This window comes from Xanthomonas sp. NCPPB 2586, assembly GCF_041475775.2.
GTDB classification, from domain to species: Bacteria; Pseudomonadota; Gammaproteobacteria; order Xanthomonadales; family Xanthomonadaceae; genus Xanthomonas; species Xanthomonas campestris.
This window is the reverse complement of record NZ_CM192981.1, coordinates 4,921,320-4,941,629: the sequence shown is the minus strand read 5'-3', so window position 1 is coordinate 4,941,629 and position 20,310 is coordinate 4,921,320. Positions and strand designations below refer to the sequence as shown.

General features: G+C 67.7%; 16 protein-coding genes. 9 read left to right on the top strand and 7 right to left on the bottom strand.

Annotated elements, in window-relative coordinates; translation table 11 throughout:
- The first annotated feature begins 85 nt into the window (after positions 1 to 85).
- Positions 86 to 601 (top strand): CcdC protein domain-containing protein, encoded by a 516-nt coding sequence (locus tag ACCQ09_RS21650; protein ID WP_040942140.1) that lies wholly within the window; start codon positions 86 to 88, stop codon positions 599 to 601.
- Positions 602 to 632: 31 nt separating this feature from the next.
- Here ACCQ09_RS21650 and ACCQ09_RS21645 read toward each other — a convergent pair whose 3' ends face one another.
- Positions 633 to 1,898 (bottom strand): phospholipase D-like domain-containing protein, encoded by a 1,266-nt coding sequence (locus tag ACCQ09_RS21645; RefSeq protein ID WP_040942139.1) that lies wholly within the window; start codon positions 1,896 to 1,898, stop codon positions 633 to 635.
- 143 nt (positions 1,899 to 2,041) lie between these two features.
- Entirely contained in the window at positions 2,042 to 2,881 is an 840-nt protein-coding gene (locus tag ACCQ09_RS21640) for an SDR family oxidoreductase (protein WP_014509612.1), read from the bottom strand.
- A 100-nt stretch (positions 2,882 to 2,981) separates the two neighbouring features.
- Here ACCQ09_RS21640 and ACCQ09_RS21635 point away from each other — a divergent pair, with 100 nt between their 5' ends.
- The 3 genes from ACCQ09_RS21635 (at position 2,982) to ACCQ09_RS21625 (ending at position 6,094) form a co-directional block, all read left to right on the top strand.
- On the top strand, positions 2,982 to 3,884 hold the full coding sequence (locus tag ACCQ09_RS21635) for a LysR family transcriptional regulator (protein ID WP_019238146.1): 903 nt from the start codon (positions 2,982 to 2,984) through the stop codon (positions 3,882 to 3,884).
- A gap of 110 nt (positions 3,885 to 3,994) precedes the next feature.
- The gene (locus tag ACCQ09_RS21630) at positions 3,995 to 4,540 is read left to right on the top strand and encodes a YdeI/OmpD-associated family protein (RefSeq protein ID WP_011039237.1); all 546 of its coding nucleotides are present in this window, start codon (positions 3,995 to 3,997) and stop codon (positions 4,538 to 4,540) included.
- A 192-nt stretch (positions 4,541 to 4,732) separates the two neighbouring features.
- Complete coding sequence (locus tag ACCQ09_RS21625) at positions 4,733 to 6,094, top strand: MFS transporter (RefSeq protein ID WP_011039236.1); 1,362 nt, start codon at positions 4,733 to 4,735, stop codon at positions 6,092 to 6,094.
- 353 nt (positions 6,095 to 6,447) lie between these two features.
- Here the strand turns inward: ACCQ09_RS21625 and ACCQ09_RS21620 are convergent, their stop codons facing one another.
- The 5 genes from ACCQ09_RS21620 to ACCQ09_RS21600 all read right to left on the bottom strand — a co-directional run bounded on the left by ACCQ09_RS21620 (position 6,448) and on the right by ACCQ09_RS21600 (position 11,848).
- Positions 6,448 to 8,748, bottom strand: a complete 2,301-nt coding sequence (locus tag ACCQ09_RS21620) for an FUSC family protein (RefSeq protein ID WP_011039235.1) — start codon at positions 8,746 to 8,748, stop codon at positions 6,448 to 6,450.
- Complete coding sequence (locus ACCQ09_RS21615) at positions 8,745 to 10,196, bottom strand: efflux transporter outer membrane subunit (RefSeq protein ID WP_040942137.1); 1,452 nt, start codon at positions 10,194 to 10,196, stop codon at positions 8,745 to 8,747. Before ACCQ09_RS21615 ends, ACCQ09_RS21620 begins: the two co-directional genes overlap by 4 nt.
- Positions 10,193 to 11,116, bottom strand: coding sequence for an efflux RND transporter periplasmic adaptor subunit (locus ACCQ09_RS21610; RefSeq protein ID WP_228428395.1), 924 nt, complete (start codon positions 11,114 to 11,116; stop codon positions 10,193 to 10,195). Before ACCQ09_RS21610 ends, ACCQ09_RS21615 begins: the two co-directional genes overlap by 4 nt.
- Positions 11,113 to 11,331 carry a DUF1656 domain-containing protein gene (locus ACCQ09_RS21605; RefSeq protein WP_011039232.1) on the bottom strand — a complete coding sequence of 73 codons (219 nt, stop codon included), beginning with the start codon at positions 11,329 to 11,331 and terminating at the stop codon, positions 11,113 to 11,115. Before ACCQ09_RS21605 ends, ACCQ09_RS21610 begins: the two co-directional genes overlap by 4 nt.
- 73 nt (positions 11,332 to 11,404) lie before the next feature.
- Positions 11,405 to 11,848, bottom strand: coding sequence for a MarR family winged helix-turn-helix transcriptional regulator (locus ACCQ09_RS21600; protein WP_011039231.1), 444 nt, complete (start codon positions 11,846 to 11,848; stop codon positions 11,405 to 11,407).
- Positions 11,849 to 11,981: 133 nt separating this feature from the next.
- On the opposite strand from ACCQ09_RS21600, the gene folE reads away from it, so the two are divergent.
- From folE to ACCQ09_RS21575, 5 genes are all read left to right on the top strand, one after another.
- A complete protein-coding gene (gene folE, locus ACCQ09_RS21595; protein ID WP_016945065.1) occupies positions 11,982 to 12,584 on the top strand; it encodes a GTP cyclohydrolase I FolE in 603 nt (200 codons plus the stop codon).
- 19 nt (positions 12,585 to 12,603) lie between these two features.
- Positions 12,604 to 14,073, top strand: coding sequence for a DUF3375 domain-containing protein (locus tag ACCQ09_RS21590; protein ID WP_011039229.1), 1,470 nt, complete (start codon positions 12,604 to 12,606; stop codon positions 14,071 to 14,073).
- A complete protein-coding gene (locus ACCQ09_RS21585; RefSeq protein WP_040942135.1) occupies positions 14,060 to 14,767 on the top strand; it encodes a DUF4194 domain-containing protein in 708 nt (235 codons plus the stop codon). The genes ACCQ09_RS21590 and ACCQ09_RS21585 overlap by 14 nt, the downstream gene beginning before the upstream one ends.
- 563 nt (positions 14,768 to 15,330) lie before the next feature.
- The gene (locus ACCQ09_RS21580; protein ID WP_162490366.1) at positions 15,331 to 15,483 is read left to right on the top strand and encodes a hypothetical protein; all 153 of its coding nucleotides are present in this window, start codon (positions 15,331 to 15,333) and stop codon (positions 15,481 to 15,483) included.
- A gap of 412 nt (positions 15,484 to 15,895) precedes the next feature.
- Positions 15,896 to 19,909, top strand: coding sequence for an SbcC/MukB-like Walker B domain-containing protein (locus ACCQ09_RS21575; protein ID WP_040942134.1), 4,014 nt, complete (start codon positions 15,896 to 15,898; stop codon positions 19,907 to 19,909).
- Positions 19,910 to 20,310: the final 401 nt, after the last annotated feature.

Sequence of the window (20,310 nt, the reverse complement as noted above, 5' to 3'; positions counted from 1 at the left end):
AGTGACACTTGGCACCTTGTTCGTGCCCGGGCCGGGTTTCATCCTGCAGCTGTCGCTTCACCACCTCACCTGCAAAGGATGTTGCATGCCCGCCTTCGCCATTGCCCCGCTGACGCCCTATCTGTCGATGGCTGCGGTTGCCTTCTTCTACTACCGCCGCATCCGCCGCAGCTTCGGGCGCCAACCCTGGAAGCCGGTGGCCGCGACCTTGCGCACCGCCCTGTTGCTAGTGGCCACCGCGGCGTTGGGCTACGCCGCCTACGGGTTGCCTGGGGCGGCGCCGGGTGTGGCGTTGGGCGCGGTGGTCGGCGCCGGGTTGGGTGCGGTGTCGTTGCGTTACACGCATGCCGAATGGGTGGACGGCCGCGGCTGGTACACGCCCAATCCGTGGATTGGCGGCGCGCTGATGCTGGTGTTGCTTGGCCGCCTGGCCTGGCGTTGGGCCGATGGCGCCTTCAGCGGCGGCGCGGCGGTGGCCGGGTCGCAGGCCAGCCCGCTCACGCTCGGCATCGCCGCGGCGCTGGTGCTGTACTCGCTGGTGCACGTGGGCGGGGTGTGGTGGCGCTTGCGTCAGCTGCGGCTGCAGGCCTCGGCGTACTGAAAAAGCCGGCGTTGGTCGGCGCGCTGCCAGCTCACACCTGCGAGCGGATCGGAATCACCAGTTTCTCGGCCAGCTTCTCGCGCAGCGGGCGCGCACGCCAGCGTTCCAGGCTGTAGGCCTGCGCCTGCTGCAGGTCGCGTTCGAACACCGTGGTCATGCGCGCGGCCAGCGTGCGGTCGTACACGTTGAGGCTGGCTTCGTCGTTGAGCCGGAACGAGCGGATGTCGAAGTTGGTCGAGCCCACCGACACCAGCAGCCCGTCCACGATCAGCAACTTGGTGTGCAGCATGGTGGTCTGGTACTCGTGGATCTCGATACCGGCCTGCAGCAGCGGTTCCCAACTGGCCTTGGACGCCAGCCGCACCGAAATCGCATCGATGTGCGGGCCGGGCAGCAGCACACGGATGCGCACGCCACGCATGCGCGCTTCCAGCAGCGCGCGGGTGATCAAGGCATCGGGCACGAAATACGCCGCCGCCAGGTCGATGGAGGTGGACGCCGCGGCGATGGCCACCAGGTACATCAGGTGCATGCTCTCGCTGCCACCGGAGGGCGAGGCCACGAACAGCTGCGCGTCGCTGTCGCCGGCAGGTGTGAGCGCCGGGTAGTAGTCCGCGCCGTTGACCACGCGGCCGGTGCTCTTGATCCAGTTGTCGTTGAAGGCGGTCTGCACCTGCGCCACCACCGGCCCTTCGATGCGGTAATGCGTATCGCGCCAGTGCTCCGGGTCCTGCGCATCGCCCATCCACTGATCGGCCACGCCCACGCCGCCGGTGAAGCCGATGCGGCCGTCGATCACCAGCAACTTGCGATGGGTGCGGTTGTTGATGCGGTGCAGGTTGTACCAGGCCAGCGGGCGGTAGCGGTGCACTTCCACGCCGGCCTCGGTCATGGTGTCCACCAGCGCGTGATCCATCTTCAGGCTGCCGCCCCAGTCGATGGTGACGCGCACCTCCACCCCGGCACGCGCGCGCTCGGACAGCGCTTCGCTGAACTCGCGGCCGATCTCGCCCGACCAATAGATGTAGGTTTCAAAGGTGATGGTGCGCTTTGCTGCGCGAATGGCGGCCAGCATCGCCGGGAAAATCTCCTGGCCGTTCTGCAGCACGTCGACCTTGTTGCCGGGCAGGATCGCCGGGCCCAGCAACACCGACATCTCGCGCTTGAACTGCGGGTCGGCCACGTCGTACAGATGCTTGGGAATGTGCTGGAGCTTCTTTTCCGGCGTGGCGAAGTTCAGCGCCAGCAACCCACCCACCAGCGTGGCAATGACCGAAGCCACGATGATCCATGTCATGCATCCACTCCCGTTTCCCGCGCCGTCGCGGCCTCAAGCGGCCGGCATTCTGGCAAGCCGGCGCGGTGGAGGTTGTGAAGGGGAGCGGCAACTGCGCGCTGGCGGAGAGATGCGAGCGGCCGTTATCAGCGCCGCGGCTTGCGCTAGTGCGCCGTCGCCGGTGCATCAGTGGAAAACGCGATCGCGCGTTGGGCTTCGAGCGCAGCCAGGCGCGTGCTGAGGGCGGCGTGGATGGCGTGATACGCCGCGGTGCCCATGACCAGGCGCAGCGGCGGTGGGGTCTGTTCGGTGCAGGCGATCATCGCGTCCACCATGCGCTGCGGGTCGCCGGTGATGACCCAGCTGCCGTCGTCCAGCGCGCGGAGCAGTGCGTCGACCGGGGTGTTGGCGTAGTCGGGCGGCAGTGCGGTGCGTTCCAGTGCGGCGCCGAAGTTGGTGCGCGCCGGGCCGGGTTCGGCCAGGGTGAACTGGATGCCGAAGCCGGCCACTTCCTGGCGCACCGCTTCGACATAGCCTTCGATCCCCCACTTGCTGGCGTGGTACAGGCTGAAGCCGGGGTAGGCGATCTGCCCGCCCTCGGAGGACACCTGCACCACGTGCCCGCCACCTTGCCGGCGCAGGTGCGGCAGCGCGGCCTGGATCACGCTGATGGAGCCGATGAGGTTGGTGTCGATCAGCGCGCGCACCTGCGCGTCGGTGGCGGCCTCGGCCGCGCCCAGCGTGCCGTAGCCGGCGTTGCTGATCACCACATCGATGCGGCCCAGCGCCGCGAATGCCTGTGCCACGACCGCCTGCACCGCGGCGGTGTCGCGCACGTCCAGCTGCAGTACGGTCAATGCGTTGCCGTGCGCTGCCTGCAGGTCGGCCAGGGCGTCCGCCCGCCGCACGGTGGCGGCGACGCGATCGCCGCGCGCCAGCAGGGTCTGGGTCAGGCCGCGGCCGAAGCCGGAAGAGGCGCCAGTGATGAGCCAGGTCGTGGACATGGGAGTGGCCTGTGGTTCGGAGAGGAGCCCCACTCTAGGAACCGCGGATTGCTGGGTCTATGGCATAGAGTTCGAATGAGTTGATGCGGTTTTGCCACCAATGCCCAAGCCCTCGTTCAACGACCTTGCCGCGTTCACTGCCGTGGCCACGCACCGCAGCTTCCGGCGTGCGGCCAGCGAGGTCGGGTTGGCACCGTCGTCGCTCAGCCATGTGATCAGCGCGCTGGAGCGCAACCTCGGCGTGCGCCTGCTGCACCGGACCACGCGCAGCGTGTCGCTCACCGAAGCCGGCGCGCGCCTGTACGCAAAGTTGGTCCCGGCGCTGCAGGACGTGGACCAGGCGTTGCTGGAGCTGGACGATTTCCGCGGCGGGCCCACCGGCACCGTGCGGATCAACGCGCCCGAAGTGGTGGTGCAGTTGCTGCTGCAGCAGGTGGTGCCGCACGTGCTGGCGCGCTACCCGGCGCTGTCGGTGGATCTGGTGAGCGAAGGCCGGCTGGTGGATATCGTGGCGGCCGGGTTCGATGCCGGCATCCGCTTCAGCGAGTCGGTGCCGCAGGACATGGTGGCGGTGCCGTTCGGTGGGCCGGCACGTTTCGTGGCGGTTGCCGCACCGGACTATCTCGCACGCGCCGGGACGCCCGACACGCCCGATGCCTTGCAGCGGCACGCCTGCATCCGCCACCGCATGCCCAGCGGCAAGCTGTATCGCTGGGAGTTCGAACGGCGGGGCGAGGACGTGGTGATCGATGTGCCCGGGCGGCTCACCCTGGACCAGATCCCGCTGATGTGCGAAGCCGCCGAAGGCGGGCTGGGCATTGCCTATGTGCCCGAATACGCGGTGCGCGCAGCACTGCAGCGCGGCACGCTGGTGCAGGTGTTGGAGGCGTGGTGCCCGGCGTTTCCGGGGCTGGTGCTGTATTACCCGGGGCGACGCCAGTTGCCGCCGGGCTTGCGCGCGTTGATCGATACGCTTAAGGAACTGCTGCCGCAGGAGGCGTGAGCGCGCGCATGCGGCCTCGAGCGTGTGGCGGTTTGCATGCCTGCGCACGCGCCAGCACCGCACCGCGCAGGCAGCAGATGCCAGCCATTTGCGGTGCTATCGTCCGCGCCATGGGCACCGCCGCCATCCGCTTCACCACCACCTTGCTGCAACCGGCAACGCCGGCCGATGCCACGTGGGTGTTTCTAGTGCTGCCTGCCAACGCAAGCGGCGCATTGCCGACGCGCAGCATGGTCAGCGTGCGCGGCAGCCTGGCCGGGCATCCATTGCAGGCCACGCTGCAACCGGACGGGCAGGGCGGGCATTGGCTGAAGCTGGACGCCGCGCTGCAGCGCGCCGCCGGGGTGGCCGCCGGCGACACGGTGACGCTGGAGATCGCACCGGTGGAAGTGGAGCCCGAGCCGGTGGTGCCCGACGATCTGCACGCCGCACTTGCCGCGCACCCCGCCGCGCAGGCGACCTGGAACGACATCACTGCGGTGGCGCGGCGCGACTGGATTTTCTGGGTCACCTCGGGGAAAAAGGCCGAGACGCGAAGCAAGCGCATTGCCACCGCCTGCGACATGCTGGGCTCCGGCAAGCGGCGCGCGTGTTGCTTCGATCGCTCGGGCATGTACAGCAAATCGCTGAGCGCGCCGACGCCGAAAGCGAGCTGAAGCGTCACGCCTTACGCAGCTGCATTTGGCGATGGAACACACGCAGCGCGCCTGCAACGTAGTGGTTTCCAGCCACAGACACCGGCGGACTAGCCGCTTGCGCGGCGCCTGCCTATGCGCCGAAATGCTTACATGCGTCACACAAGCGCGCACCTATACTCCGGGGCTGTCCCACCAAGAGGTTCTGACCGCATGAGCGCACCCCCATCGTCTCCGATTGCCGCCGGTTCTGGCGCAGCACCCGGCAGCCTTCGCCGCTCGGTGTCCAACACGCTCAAGGGATCGGCCGGCAATCTCGTCGAGTGGTATGACGTCTACGTCTACTCGGTGTTCGCGACCTATTTCGAATCGCAGTTCTTCTCCAAGGAAGACAAGAACGCCACCATGTTCGTGTGGGCGATCTTCGCGATGACCTTCCTGATGCGGCCGATCGGCGCGTGGTACTTCGGCCGCTTCGCCGACCGCTATGGCCGCCGGTTGGCGCTGACCATTTCGGTGTCGATGATGGCGCTGTGCTCGTTCGTCATCGCGATCACGCCGACGGTGTCCACCATTGGCATTGCCGCACCGATCATCCTGTTGCTGGCGCGCCTGTTGCAGGGCTTTGCGACCGGTGGCGAATACGGCACCAGCGCCACCTACATGTCCGAAGCGGCCATTCCCGGCCGACGCGGATTTTTGTCGTCGTTCCATTACGTCACCCTGGTGGGCGGCCACGTGCTGGCGCAGACCACGTTGCTGGTGATGCTGCATTTCTTCGATGCACCGCAGGTGTCGGAGTGGGGCTGGCGCGTGGCGTTCGGCCTGGGCGGTATCGGCGCGTTGGTGGTGTTCTGGCTGCGCCAGACCATGGACGAGTCGCTGAGCTCCGAATCGATTGCCGATTCGCGCACCGGCAAGGCCAAGGCCTCCGGTTCGATGCGTGAGTTGTTCGTCAACCAGTGGCGCCCGCTGCTGCTGTGCTTCTTGATCACCGCCGGCGGCACGATCGCGTTCTACACCTACTCGGTGACCGGCCCGAAGATGATCCAGACCGCGTTCGCCGGTGGCGACGTGATGGCCGGCACCATCATCAATCTGGTTGCGCTGACGGTGCTGATGCTGATGCAGCCGGTGGGTGGCTGGTTGTCGGACATCGTGGGCCGCAAGAGCCTGTTGGTGTTCTTCGGCATCGGCGGCGTGCTCTACACCTGGTTCCTGGTGATGGAACTGCCCAAGCAGACCGACTGGCTGACCGCGTTCGCGATCCTCACCGTGGGCTTTGTGATCCTGACCGGCTACACCTCGATCAACGCGGTGGTGAAGGCCGAGCTGTTCCCCACCCATGTGCGCGCGCTGGGCGTCGGCCTGGGCTATGCGCTGGCCAATTCCGCGTTTGGTGGCACCGCGCCGCTGCTGTACCAGGCCTCGTTGAAGACCGGCCACGTGAGCGAGTTCGTGATCTACGCCACGGCGGTGATCGCGGTGTCTTTGGTGGTCTACATCTTCTTCCTGACCAACAAGGGCAGCAATTGGCTGGACCACGAAGACGTGATGCATACGCGCAAGCGCTGAGGTGCGCTGGCGTGCTTTAGGGATCCTTCTCCCATCGGGAGAAGGTGCTCGAAGGGCGGATGAGGGTGCGGCTCAGCGCACTGCCAGGTGGCGGCGAGGACTCCCTTGCCGCCACACGTCTTTGAAGATGAGGCACCTGCTGCGTCAGATGGCGTCTTGAGATGGTGGTGAGCGCGCTGTCTCGGTCCACGAGCCGCGCGGTGGTTGATGACGATCTGCACCGCACGTGTCGGTGCTGTCTCTTGCGTACTCATGACTCGCCACACGCGGCTCCGTGTCGCAACACCGGCACACAAGGCAACGCGCGCCAGTGGCATGCAAACACTGCTTGATCGCTTTGAAAGAAGCGCGACTCACGCCAACTGCGGATGCCCTGTCGCGTTGTCCGGCACGGTTGCGTCAACGAACAGGCTGGAACGCAAGCCGATCAAGCCGAGCAGGGCTTCATCGCGGTGCGTGCCGGCCGGCACCTGGCCAACGCGCGCCAGCGAGGCGTCCAGGCGTGTGCGCAAGGTGTCGGGGCCGGGCAGCGGGCGCTTGTGCGCCACCTGCTGCCGGTAATGCGTGGCCACATCGGCAAGGATCGCGTCCACCGCGGCGATGCTCGCTGGCGGCAGGCCATGCCGGGCGCGGCGCAGCTGGAGGATGTTCAAGCCCACGCGGATTTCGGTGAGCATGTCCACCGACGCCAGGTCGCTACCGGGCGGTGCCACCGCCAGGCGTGGCGCGAGCAGGCCGAGCAAATCGAGCATGCGTGCGGCGAACTGGTGGCGGTCCTGCGCACCACGGCCATCGGCGGCAGCGGCCAGCGTGCGCCAGCCCTGCCGCACCAGCCGGCGTGCGCTCCATTCGGCACCCACCGAGCGGAACAGCCGCGTCAGCACCACGGCAAATCCAATGCCCAGCACCATCGCTACCGCAGCGTTGACGAAGCTCTGGATGTTGGCGTTGTAGGTGTTCTGCAGGCTCAGCAGCGCGGTGAGATTCACCACCAGCGGCAGCGCGATCAACATGGTCTTGGGCCGATGCAGCAACGCGCCCAGCGGCAAAAACACCGCGGCCAGTACCAGCACCAGCATCGGGAAATCATGGATGGCCGGGAAGATGCCGAACAGGTAGATGCCCGCCACCACGCTGGCGACCACCGCCCAGGTAAGGAAGGACACCATGCTGGGCGCGGGGTCGTCCTGCGCGGCAAAGAAGGCGGCCGTGACCGCCGCCATCATCGCGCCATTGCCGCCGCCTTCCCAGTCGATGCCGATCCACAGCACGCAGTACGCCATCAGCGCGAAGCCGGCGCTCAACGCAGAAAACGCCGCCATGCCGTAGTCGATATGCCGTGCGTCACCTGCCGTGGCCGGTGCATCGGTGGAAAGGCGGCTGGAAGAGCGGGTGAGGCGTTGTAGCAGCGATGCGGGCTGGCTGGACGCGGCGCTGGGCGCGGTGTCCGCGTGTGCGGGAGCACCGGGCGATGTCTCGCCGCCCGACTTGCCCACATGTTGCGGCACGGTCGATCGCAGGCGCACCTCGGCGCCGGCCCCGGCATCGGTTTCCGGTACAGCGCGATCACGTGCTGCAGCCGGCAACGCAGGTAACGCCGTGCCCTGCAGCAAGGCGGATTCCAGCGCGCGGCAGTCCTGCCACAGATCCAGCAGTTCCTCCAGGCGCAGCAGCAGGCTGGCCAGCAGCAGATGCTGCAGGTCGTCATCCACCGCCGGGCGCAGTGCAGCGATGCGGGCACGCAGGCTGGCCACCGCCGCGTCGGCATCGGCGTCGCCTGCAGAGATCATTTCGGGCTGCTCAGCCGCGGTCTGTGCGGCATCGGGCCCAGCGCGCTCCACCCAGGCGCCGATGTCCTCCAGCAGCGCGATCAGCTCGCCCGGCAGCGCGCGTGAGGCTGCGTGCAAGGCATCCAGCCGGTCGGCGATCGAGGACAGCACCGGCAGCAGCAGCAACATGCGCGCGCGCAAGTGTTCCAGCGCGGGGGCGGCCCCGGCGTGGCGCGGGTCGTCATGCCGCACGAAGGCGATCAAGGCCTCGAACTGCACCAGGTCGGCGGCCAGCCGGTTGCGCGGCGCCTGTGCCGGGCCGCGCTGCAGCACCTGCCGGCACCATTGCGCCGCGTCCTGCATCCAGTTGCCGATGCGTGCGGTGAGCATCGGCCGCACCGAGGCCGGGAACACCAGCGCGGCGAACAGCACCGCCATCACCGTGCCCAGAATGATCTCTTCGCTGCGCGCCACCACGGTATCGAAAATGCCTTCCGGCGCGGTCACCGCCGGAAAGCCGATAAAGGCGGTGGTGTAGCCGGCCAGCAGGAAGGCATACCCGCGCGGGCCACGATTGAGCAGCGCCAGGAACAGGCAGGCCGACAACCACAGCGCCATCGCCGCGCTGAGCAGCAGCGGCGTTTCCACCAGGTTGGGCAGCATGACCAGCGTGGCCGCGCCGGCCAGCAGGGTACCTAGCACGCGGTATACGCCCTTGGCGCGGGTGGGGCCGAGCAGGGGCTGGGAGACGATGTACACCGTGGCCATCGCCCAGTACGGGCGCGACAGATTGCCGGCCAGGCCCACGTACAACGCCGCGATCGCCGCGGCGAAGGTCTTGGCCGAAAACAGCCACGCCTGGCGGTCGCGCAGCAAGGCGTTCATCGCGCAGCGGTCGCGTCGGTGGCCGGTTCCCAGCCACCGCCCAGGGCCAGGAACAACTGGATCTGGTCCTTGGACACCTGCGCCTGCGCATCGGCCAGGGTCATGTCGGCGGTGGCCAGGGTGCGCTCGGCATCCAGGCTGGATAGGTAGGGCGTGCGCCCGCCCTGGTACAGCCGGCGGTTCTGCGATGAGGCCAGTTCGGCCTGCTGCTGCGCCTGTTCGAGCAGGCGCAGCCGGTCCAGGTCCTGGGCATAGCGCGAGAGCGTGGTCTGCACTTCGCGCAGCGCCTGCAGCACGGTGTGGTCGAACTGCGCCACTGCGGCGTCGGCGCCCGCCTCGGTGGCGCGCACGCGGGCATGCGCGCCGCTGGACGGCAGCGTCCAGGAAATCAGCGGGCCGATCGACCAGGCGTGGGTGGCCGGCTCGCCAATATCGGCCAGCAGGCCGGTGGCGCCGATCGAGCCGCCCAAGCGGATGTCCGGATACAGCTCGGCGGTGGCCACGCCGATGCGCGCGGTGGCCGCGGCCAGCCGGCGTTCGGCCTGGCGGACGTCCGGGCGACGGGCCAGCAGGGTGCGGCCGTCGCCGATCGGGATTGGCTGTTGCAGCGCCGGTGCGTGCGCGCAGCTGTCCACCCCGGCCGGCAGTTCGCCGGGGGTCTTGCCCAGCAGCGCGGCCAGCGCGTAGCCGGCGGCCTGGCGGCGTGCACGCAGCGGCGGCAACGCGGCTTCCAGCATCGCCACCTGCGCGGTGGCGCGGGCTAGATCCGGCGGCGTGCCGCGGCCAGCGCTGATCAGGCGCTGGGTCACCGTGCGGCTGCGCTGTTGCAGTTGCAGCGAGTGCTCGGCCACATGCAGCTCGTGGTTGGCGTTGCAGATCTCCACATAGCTGCCGGCCACCTGTGCGGCCACGCTGACGCGGGCCAGGTCGATCGCCGCCTGCGCGGCCTGGGTGTCGGCGTGCGCGGCTTCGGCACCGCGTTGCAGCTTGCCGAACAGATCGAACTGGTAGGACACGCCGAACTTGCCGTCGGCCAGGTTGAACACGGGCAGTTTTTCTTCCTGCAGGAAGGCTTCGGCCGAGATCTGCGCGCGGCTGACGCCCGCTTCCACTTCATAGTCGAACCCGCCGGCGTCCAGCGCCTGCTCGTACACGGCGGCGGCGCGGCGCAGGTTGGCGCTGGCCACCTTGAGCTCGACGTTGTCGCGCAGCGCCTGTTCGACCAGGCCATCGAGCATCGGGTCCTGATACAGCGCCCACCAGCGTGCCGGGAGTGGCGCCCCGGGGCGCACCTGCGCGTTGCCGGTGTCCAGGAACTGCGCGTTGGCGGCCGGCCGGTTGTAGACCGCCTCGTGCGGCAGCGCGTAGTCGGGGCCGACGGTGCTGCAGGCACTCAGTGCGGTCAGCGCGGTTGCCAGACCCAGGTGACGCAACGCGGCGCGGCTCATGGCGTGGCCTTCGCCTGCACGCGGGCAGGCGCACTGGCCGCTGCCGGGCGCGCGGCATCCGGCAGGATGGTGACGGTGGCGGTGCGCCCGGCGATCAACTGCACCTGCGCCGGTACCGCATCCAGCGCAATGCGCACCGGGATGCGCTGCGCCAGCCGCACCCAGTCGAAGGCGGGGGTGACGTTGGGCAGGGCGCCGGCGCTGCCGGTGCGGTAGCGGTCCTCGATGCCGGCGGCGATGCTCTGCACGTGGCCGTGCAGCGTCACCGGCTCGCCCATCAGGTGCACGTCCACGCGCTGGCCCGGGTGCACGCCCTGCAGGCGGGTTTCCTCGAAATAGCCATCGACGCGGAACGAGCCGGTGTCCAGCACTGCCACCACCGGGCGCCCGGCGCTGACGTAGTCGCCCACGCGCACGGTGCGGTCGCTGATATGGCCGTCGGCCGGGCTGCGCACTTCGGTACGGTCCAGGTTGAGCTGGGCCAGATCCACCGCCGATTGCGCGGTGGCCACGGCCGCCTGCGCCTTCTGCACGTTGGAGCGGCGCACTTCGGCATCTTCGGCGGCCACCAGGTCCTGCAGGCTGCGGTCGCGTGCGATCTCGCGGCGGAGCTGGGTCAGGGTAGCCTGGCGCTCGGCCAGCGCGGCGCGCGCCTGTTCCAGCGCAATCGCATAGCGCGCGCGGTCCACCACGAACAGCAACTGCCCGCGCGTGACCGCCTGGTTATCGGCCACCGCCACCTGCTCCACCAGCCCGGACACATCCGGCGCCACCTGCACCACATCGGCGCCCACGTGCGCATCGCGCGTCCACGGTGCATCCATGTAGTACCGCCACAGGTGCTGCAGCACCAATGCGGCCACCACCACCATTGCCAGGGTCAGCAGCGCCGGCCCCGCCGTCTTGATCAGCTTCTTCACGATTGCATCCAACGCATGAGGGAAAACAGGCCGCCCAGCAGGGCGATGTACAGCGCCAGGTTGAACAACGCCGGGTGCCAGATGTGGCGATACGCCCCGGCCCGCGTCAGCAGCGCGCCAACCGCGCTGTTGAGCAGGTAGGCCAGCGTCATCAACGCCAGCAGGGTGGGTACGAACACACCGTAGAGACTGAATTCTCCGTACATCGGCCACATATCCTGGGGAAGGGGAACAACGACGCCCGGCGCGGCCAGGCCACGCGGCAACCACGGCGGGTCGTCGGCACAACTAGGGCAGGCGCGCGTTCGCCTCGGCGATCAGGCCCCACAGCTTCAACACCACCTCCACCTCGGCATCGCTGAGCGCGCCGAACACCTCGGCCCGCAGCGCCACCAGGCGCGCCTCGATCTGCCCGACCAACGCCTGGCCGGCCTCGGTCAGCCACAACTGGTTGGCACGGCGGTCGCTGCTGTCGGCTTCGCGGCGCACCAGCGCCTGCGCGCACAGCTTGTCCAGCAGCCGTACCAGCGAAGGGCCTTCCATGCCCAGCTGCTGGGCCAGGGCCACCTGGCGGATGCCGCCGCCGGAGCGGCCAATCATCAGCAACGGCCCGGTGCAGGCGCTGGACAGGCCGAACTCGCCAAATGCCTGGTCGGCCAGGCGCTGCCATTGGCGGCTGGCAACCAGCAGGCCGGCACTGAGCTGGGCGCGGGGAGGAAGATAGGTAGTCATCACAATAGATAGGATGCTATCAATTCAACAATGAATCAACTGTCAACTAAACCCCCGGCAGGCAGCGCGGGCCACTGCTGGGGCCGCCGCCCCGTCCTCGGGTACCATGCACGCCCCCTTTGGGTGCATGCGCATGAGCCAGTCCGACCAGCCCGATTCATCCGTTACCCAGGCCCAGGCCGAAGAGGCCGTGCGCACCCTGCTGCGCTGGGCCGGTGAGGATCCTGCCCGCGAAGGCCTGCTGGACACCCCGCGCCGGGTGGCCGAAGCCTATGGCGACTGGTTCAGCGGCTACCGCGAAGAACCGCGCGCCTACCTGGAGCGCACCTTCGAAGAAGTGGCCGGCTACGACGAATTGATCGTGCTGCGCGACATCTCCTATGAAAGCCATTGCGAGCACCACATGGCGCCGATCATCGGCAAGGTGCACGTGGGCTACCTGCCGCGCGGCAAGGTGGTGGGCATCAGCAAGCTGGCCCGCGTGGTGGAAAGCTACGCGCGCCGCTTCCAGGTGCAGGAAAAGATGACCGCACAGATCGCCCAGTGCATCCAGGACGTGCTGCAACCGCGCGGCGTGGGCGTGGTGGTGGAAGGCGCGCACGAATGCATGACCACCCGCGGCATCCACAAGCGCGGCGTCAGCATGGTGACCTCCAAGATGCTCGGCAGCTTCCGCGAGGACGCGCGCACCCGCGCCGAATTCCTGCAGTTCATCGAAGTGGGCGGCAAGCGTTGAGGCAGCTCCGGCAGGCGTCATGAAGCATCAGGCACGGATTGCCGGCTACCGCCACTTGCGCGACCAGCCGGCGTGGAAATTGCTCGCCGCCGATCACGCACCGGAGCTGATCGGCCTGCTGCAGACCCTGTTGATGGACGGCGAACGCCGGCTGCCATCGGCGGTGCTGCATGCGCGCCTGCAGCGCCAGCTGGATGCCTTGCGCGGCGACGAACTTTCCCGCGAGCTGCCGCGCACCGCGCAGGCCTACCTGGCGCACTGGCTGGCGCAGGGCTGGCTGGAACGCCGGCTGCCCGAAGGCGCAGCCGAAGAAGAATACGAACTCTCGCGTGCCGCCACCCAGGCCATCCGTTTCATCGCCGGCCTGCGCGAGAGCGGCAGCAGCGCCACCGAAAGCCGGCTGTCGCTGGTGATCCAGCAGCTGGTGCAACTGGCCGGCCAGACCGAAGCCGACCCTGACGCGCGCCTGGCAGCACTACGCGCAGAGCGCGAGCGCATCGATGCCGAGATCGAGCGGGTGGCCGCCGGCCGCGTCGGTGCGCTGGACGGCAAGCGCGCGCTGGAACGCACCCGCGACCTGATCCATCTCTCCGATGAACTGGCCGAAGATTTCCATCGCGTGCGCGATGACTTCGAACAACTCAACCGGCAATTTCGCGAACGCATCATCGACGACGAAGGCGCGCGCGGCGATGTGCTGGAGCAGTTGTTCAACGGCGTGGACGTGATTGCCGACAGCGAGGCCGGACGCACCTTCGAGGCGTTCTGGAGCCTGCTCAACGACACCCAGCAGAGCAGCCAGCTCGATCAGGCACTGGATGCGCTGCTGGCACGCGGTTTCGCCCGCAAGCTCGACCGCCGCGAACGCGCCTTCCTGCGCGGGTTGACCGGCACGCTGCTGGAGCGCGGCGGCGAAGTGCACACGGTGATGCAGCACTTCGCACGTAGCCTGCGCGGGTTCGTGCAGAGCCGCGGGTATCTGGAACAGCGCCGGCTCAACCAATTGCTCAAGCAGGCACAGGGCGAAGCCTTGCACCTGCGCGAGAGCCTGCACGCCACCACCGCCACCGGCTACACGCAGGCATTGAGCGGCAGCCGCCTGCGCTCGTTGTCGCAGTGGCGCCTGCACGACCCGCGCCTCACCCAGGTCGATGGCCGCGTGTACGCGGCCGACGCGGCAGAGATCTCGCTGGACAGCGTGGGCGATTTGGTCGCGCAATCGGAGATCGACGTGCGCAGCCTGCGCCGCGATCTGCACGCGCTGCTCGGCGAGCGCCCGCGGCTCACCATCGGCGATGCGTTGCAGCAGCGGCCGGCGGTGCAGGGGCTGGGCAGTGTGATCGGCTATCTGTCGCTGGGCACGCGCCACGGCCTGGTGATCGATGGCCACATGGAAACGGTGCAATGGGAAGGCGGCGACGGCACGTTGCGGCGCGCACGCATTCCTTTGGTGTGGTTTACCCGGGAGAAACGCAATGAACTGGTCTGAGCAGGCAGCGCTGGATGCGCACGACGACGATGACGCCGACGCACACGCCAGCGCGCTGAGGCTGCCGGCCAGCGATGCCGCCAGCGCCGCGCAGGGCGGCGCGTTGTTCCTCGGCGACACCGGTACGCTGCCATTCGATGCGCGCCGCGCGCTGTGCCAGCTGTTGGCCGGCCCCAGCATCGACGCGCAGCGGCACGGCGGTTTGTGGCCTGCGCTGCTACGCAACGAGGTGGCAGTACGCCAGGTGCTGTGCGAACTGTTCCTGGAGCTGGTGCTGGACCGCGAAGGCGGAGTGGCGTTCACCCGCCAGGCCGACACCGCCGAGCTGGAATCGCCCACCTTGCTGCGCAGCGCGCCGCTGACCTTCATCGAGTCGGTGCTGCTGCTGTTCCTGCGTCAGCAACTGGCCGAAGCCGATACGCGCGGCGAGCGCGCGGTGGTAGACGAGGCGCAGTTGGTGGAGGCGTTGTCGGTGTACGAAAAGAACGTGTCCACCGACAGGGCCGGGTTTGCGCGGCGGGTGATGACGGCCATCGGCAAGATGCGCGAGAACCAGTTGCTGTCGCGGCTGCGCAGCAGCGAGGAGCGTTACGAGGTGTCGCCGGTGTTGAAGTTGTTGTTCTCGGCCGAGGATGTGCAGGCGTTGGTGGAGGCGTATCGGGAGTTGCGCGAGGGGGAGGTTGCTGCGGATTGATGTCGTCTGCGCCTGGGACGGCATCTCCCTTCTCCCATCGGGAGAAGGTGCCCGGAGGGCGGATGAGGGTACGGTGTCAGGGAGTGCCGTGCTGTGCGGATTTGTTCTGCGCCTGGGCCTGCATCTTCCCTCTCCCTCCGGGAGAAGGTGCCCGAAGGGCGGATGAGGGTGCGGTATCAGGGGGGGGGGCCGTGCTGTGCGGATTTGTTCTGCGCATGGGCCTGCATCTTCCTTCTCCCTCCGGGAGAAGGTGCCCGTAGGGCGGATGAGGGTACGGCGTTGGGCGATGGTTGGTTTGTTGTGGGTTGTGGGTTTGCTTGAGGTTGGGTGGAGTGTTGAGCAGAGCTTTCACGCCCTACGGGCGCGAGTCACTTTTCTTTGCTTGTGCAAAGAAAAGTAACCAAAAGAAAGCACACCCCGTCCTCGCGCCTTCCGCGCTGCGCGCTCCAGGTGCGCAAGGCCGGCAGAAATTTTTGTAAGGGACATCCGTGTCCCTTACAAAAACGTCGCGCATCCCTGCGCGCCGCCCTGCGGGTTGTATCTGCCGGCCTTGCCGCTGCGGTATGGGGGCCCGGAAAGCAAACTGCGTAAGCAACGGCAACGGCAACGGCAACGGCAACGGCAATGGCAATGGCAAGAACAGCAGCAACGGCAGCAGTAGCAGTAGCGGCAACAACGCCAACAACAGCAACAGCGGCGAGAAGAAGAACACGTGAGGTTTTGTAAGAAACGCAGTGGCGTTCGCAGCAAGACGTCGATGCAGTCGCAAAGAGCGATGTAGTAACGAAAAATAGCGATGTAGTAACGAAAGACGGTGCAGTGGGCGAGAAGGAGCAGTGGTGGTCGGTTCATGCCAAGCGTGTTGATGGTGCAGGCATTCGAAGAAAAACCTGCTGCCGCGCGTCTTCTTACCGTCGCCTGAAAGACTAGGGCACCCGCTCTTGTAGGAGCGACCTTGGTCGCGAAGCCGTCCACGCACCCCATCCGTCGTTCTGCCACGCTCGTCCCGCAACACGCAACACGCAACACGCAACACGCAACACGCAACCCCGCACCACAAGAAATGCATCACCGGTCGTATTGGTCTGTCCCTGGTGTCTCTGTCGTTCCGTTTTTGGTGAGTGAGCAATGAATTCCCAGTCCAACCTGTCGCCGGCGTCGCCGGGTGCTTCCTTGTTTGCCGAGACGCTGGCTGAGCAGCGTGCGCAGCAGTTTCGTATGCGGCGTTTGCAGGCACACAACTGGGGCACGTTCAACGGGTTGACCGAGGTGCCGATCGCGGAGAAGGGCTTCCTGTTCGTGGGGCGGTCCGGGTCTGGCAAGTCGACGTTGCTGGATGCGATGTCGGCATTGCTGACGCCACCGAGCATCGTGGACTTCAACGCAGCCGCGCGCGAGGCCGAGCGCAGTGGGCGCGACCGTAGCCTGGTGTCGTATGTGCGCGGTGCCTGGGCCGATCAGCAGGACAGCGCGTCCGGTGAGATCGCCACGCAGTACCTGCGCAAGGGCGCGACCTGGACGGCGTTGGTATTGGAGTACCGCAACGCGCAAGGCGAGGCGGTGAGCCTGGTGCGGCTGTTCTGGATCGCCGGCAGCGGCAATGCTGCGGCGGATGTGCGGCGGCATTACATGGTGGTGCCGCGCGCGTTCGATGTGGCCAGCGAGCTGGAGGGTTTCGATCTGGATCTGCGCAAGCTCAAGGCGCGGCTGGGCGAGGACGTGGCGCATTTCGACGGTTTCGCCGGCTATGCAGAGCGCTTCCGGCATGCGTTGGGCATCGGCAACGACATGGCACTGCGGCTGCTGCACAAGACCCAGTCAGCGAAGAACCTCGGCGATCTCAACGCCTTCCTGCGTGGCTTCATGCTCGATGAGCCGCGCACCTTCGAAGCGGCAGACCGGCTGGTCGAAGACTTCGCCGAGCTCGATGGTGCGCACCATGCAGTGGTCACCGCGCGACGGCAGGTGGAAACGCTCAGCCCGGCGCGCGAGCACCATGCCGCGCTGATGGCCTTGCGCCGCAGCGTTGGCGAATTGCGTGAATTGCAGCTGGGCGTGGACAGCTACCGCGAGCAACAACGGCTGGCCTTGCTGGAGGCGCGCCTGCAGGAGGTCGACAGCCAGGACCGCGGCCTGGCCGGCGAAGAAGGCCAGCGCCGTGAGTCGTTGGACAACCACGAACAGAAACTGGCCGGGCTGGAGCGCGAACAGCGCGCCGCCGGCGGTGAGCAGATCGAAGAACTCGAACGCGAGCGCGTGCGGGTGGAACGCGAGCGCGATGAGCGCCTGCGTCGCCGTGCGCAGATCGAGCAGGCCTGCCGCCAGCTCGGCACCGCCTTGGCGGCCGGCGCCAGTGGGTTCGCCGCCCAGGTGGCGCATGCGCAGGGAGTGCTCGATGGCGGCAAGCAGCACGCCAGCACACTGGACGAGGCCATCGCCGAGCGCATGGGTGAACGCCGCGACGATGAGCGCCGCTTTGCCGAGATCCGTGCAGAACTGGACGCGCTAAAGAAAGCGCCGTCGAGCATGCCCGCACCGATGCAGGCGCTGCGCGCGCGGCTGTGCGACGACACCGGCATTGCCGAATCCGCGCTGCCCTTCGTCGGCGAGCTGTTGCAGGTGCGCGAGGACCAGGTGGCCTGGCGTGGCGCGATCGAGCGCGTGCTGCACGGCTTTGCGCAGTCGCTGCTGGTGGACGAGCGGCATTACGCGCAGGTCAGCGAATGGGTCAACCGCACCCACATCGGCACGCGGCTGGTGTACTTCCGCGTGCGCCGCAATGACGAGCTGCATTCGCGCCGTGTCGATCCCAACGCGCTGCCCGGCAAGCTGCAACTGCGCGAGCATGCCTTCACCGAGTGGCTGCGCAACGAGCTCACCCGTCGCTTCGATTACGCCTGCGTGGACAACGCCGCAGCGCTGCGCAATGCCGACCGCGCCATCACCCGCGAGGGCCAAGTCAAGCATCCCGGCGACCGCTACGAAAAGGACGACCGCCACGCCGTCAACGACCGCAAGCGCTGGCTGCTCGGTCACGACAACCGCGACAAGCTCAAGGTCTTCGAACGCGAAGCGCAGGCGCTGGCCCAGCGCATTGCCAGTTGCGACGCCGACGTGGCCGCGCTGCGCAAGCAACGCGAGCAGGACCAGGAAAAACAGCTGGCCGCGCACACCTTAGTGGAGCGCGACTGGGACGAGATCGACGTCGGCCCCAAGCTGCAACGCCTGAGCGACATCGACGAACAACTGCAACAGCTACGCGAAGGCGATAGCGGCCTGCGTGCACTGGGCCAGGCGATCGACACCGCGCGCACGCTGCGCGATCAGGCCAAGCGCACGTATGAAGACGTACGGCTTGAGCGCGCGCAGCTGGCACGCGAGCGCGTGCGGCTGGAACAGCAGCAGGCCGCCTGCGCCGGCCGTGCTGGCACCGCTGCGCTTACACCCACGCAGATGCAGGGCCTGCAGGAGCGCCTGGCCGCGTTGGCACCGCTGTCGCTAGATAATCTGGAAGCGCATTTCCGCGTGGTCGAACGTGGCTTGGCCGAGCAGCTGGCCGAAAGCCAGGGCCGCGACAGCCGGCTCAGCGCGCAGCTGCTCGAATGCTTCCGCCGGTATTGCCAGCAATGGCCAGAAGACAGCGGCGACTTCACCGTGAGCCTGGCCAGCGCCGACGATTTCCTCGCGCGGCTGGACCGGCTGGAAAGCGATGGCTTGCCGCGTCACGAGCACCGCTTCTTCGACCTGCTGCAGACCCAGAGCAAGAACAATCTGCTCGCCTTGCAGCGCCACACCGCCGAGGCCCACAAGGGCATCAAGCAGCGCATGGACGAGGTCAACGCCAGCCTGGAGCAGGTGCCGTTCAATCGCGACACCATCCTGACCATCGAGGTCAGCGACCGCCGTCTGGCCGAGGTGCAGGAATTCCAGCAGCAGCTACGCGCCGTGTTGTCGCATCAGCAGACCGAAGACCGCGCGCTGGCCGAAGCGCAGTTCGCCACCTTGCGCACGCTGGTGGCGCGGCTTGGCGCGCAGGAGCCGGAGGCGCGGCGCTGGCGCGAGCAGGTGCTGGATGTGCGCCTGCATGTGGAATTTATCGGCGTGGAGCTGGATGCACAGAGCCGCGCGCAGGTGGAGATCTACCGCAGTGGCGCCGGCAAGTCCGGCGGCCAGCGCCAGAAGCTGGCCACCACCTGCCTGGCGGCCGCGCTGCGGTATCAGCTGGGTGGCGAAGACGGCGAGTTGCCGCGCTATTGCGCCGTGGTGCTGGACGAAGCCTTTGACAAGGCCGACAACGAATTCACCGCGCTGGCGATGAACATCTTCGAGAATTTCGGCTTCCAGATGGTGGTGGCCACGCCGCTGAAGTCGGTGATGACGCTGGAGCCTTTCATCGGCGGTGCGTGTTTCGTGGAAATCAGCGGCCGCCACAATTCCGGCGTGTTGTTGATCGAGTACGACGAACAGGCGCAGCGCTTGAAACTGCCGGAGCGCTCGCGTGGGGAAGACGCGGCGGTGCCGGCCGAACAGGGTGGCGCTGTTGCACCAGGCGAGCGCGCAGAACGTGCTCCGGTGATCGCTGTGGAGTCTGGTCACCCGGCAAGCGTGCACCTAGCGGAGAGCACGGCAGTGCCTGCGCAGGGCGATGCAGTCACGGACGGGCAGTCGCGCGGCAGCAAGCGCACACGCGCGGCGGCCACCGCGTCGACGGCGGCGCCAGTGCCTGCGCCCGCTGGCAAGCGCAGCACGTCTGCAGCTGCAACATCAGCGACGGCCGCGCCAGCCACGCGCACGGCGGACGCGTCGAACGCACGGCGCAAACAGGCTGCAACCCCTGACACGCCACCGAAGCCAACCAAGCCGGCGAGCACGCGAACTGGGTCCTCCGGCAAGCCCGCTGCCAAGCGCACAACCACCGCGAAAGCCGCGGCCGTGCCGAAGGCCTCCAACGCCACGCCGGCCGTCGCGGCCAAGCGCACGGGCAAAGCGCCGAAAGACGTTAGCAAGCCAGCATCAGCTCAGAAGGTGGCCAAGCCGGTATCGAGGTCCAAGCCCACGGCCAAGCCCGCGACGGCGGCTTCCGCCACGAGCCGCGCTGCGTCCACACGCGGCTCTGCTCCCAAGGCGCGCAGCAAACGCTGAGCGCGGCCCCCGCGACCGCGCCACCGGGGCGGTCGCGGGGGTACGGTGTCTACGCGATGCGGCCGTACGCCCGCAGTCGCGCCGCGCCCGCAACGGCGACGAACTCGCGCACGCGGGCTTTGCAGCGTTGCCAATGACGCCCGCTGACTGGATGGCACGCCTGTGTCGCACGTCGTTCGCCGCCCCGGTTTCAGGCGAAAACCAGCCCACGGATCCGCCGCCGCTTCAGGCAGGCCACGCCCGCAGCGACACCTGCATGCTGTCTTGAAGGCTGCAGACACGCACACACGTGATGCCTCACGCGGAAGACATCAACGCACCGAATCAAGTCATTCGCGAGCGCCATCCGAACCATACCCCGCACGCGCGGATAAGAATCGTTATCATTAAAGGCTGGATGT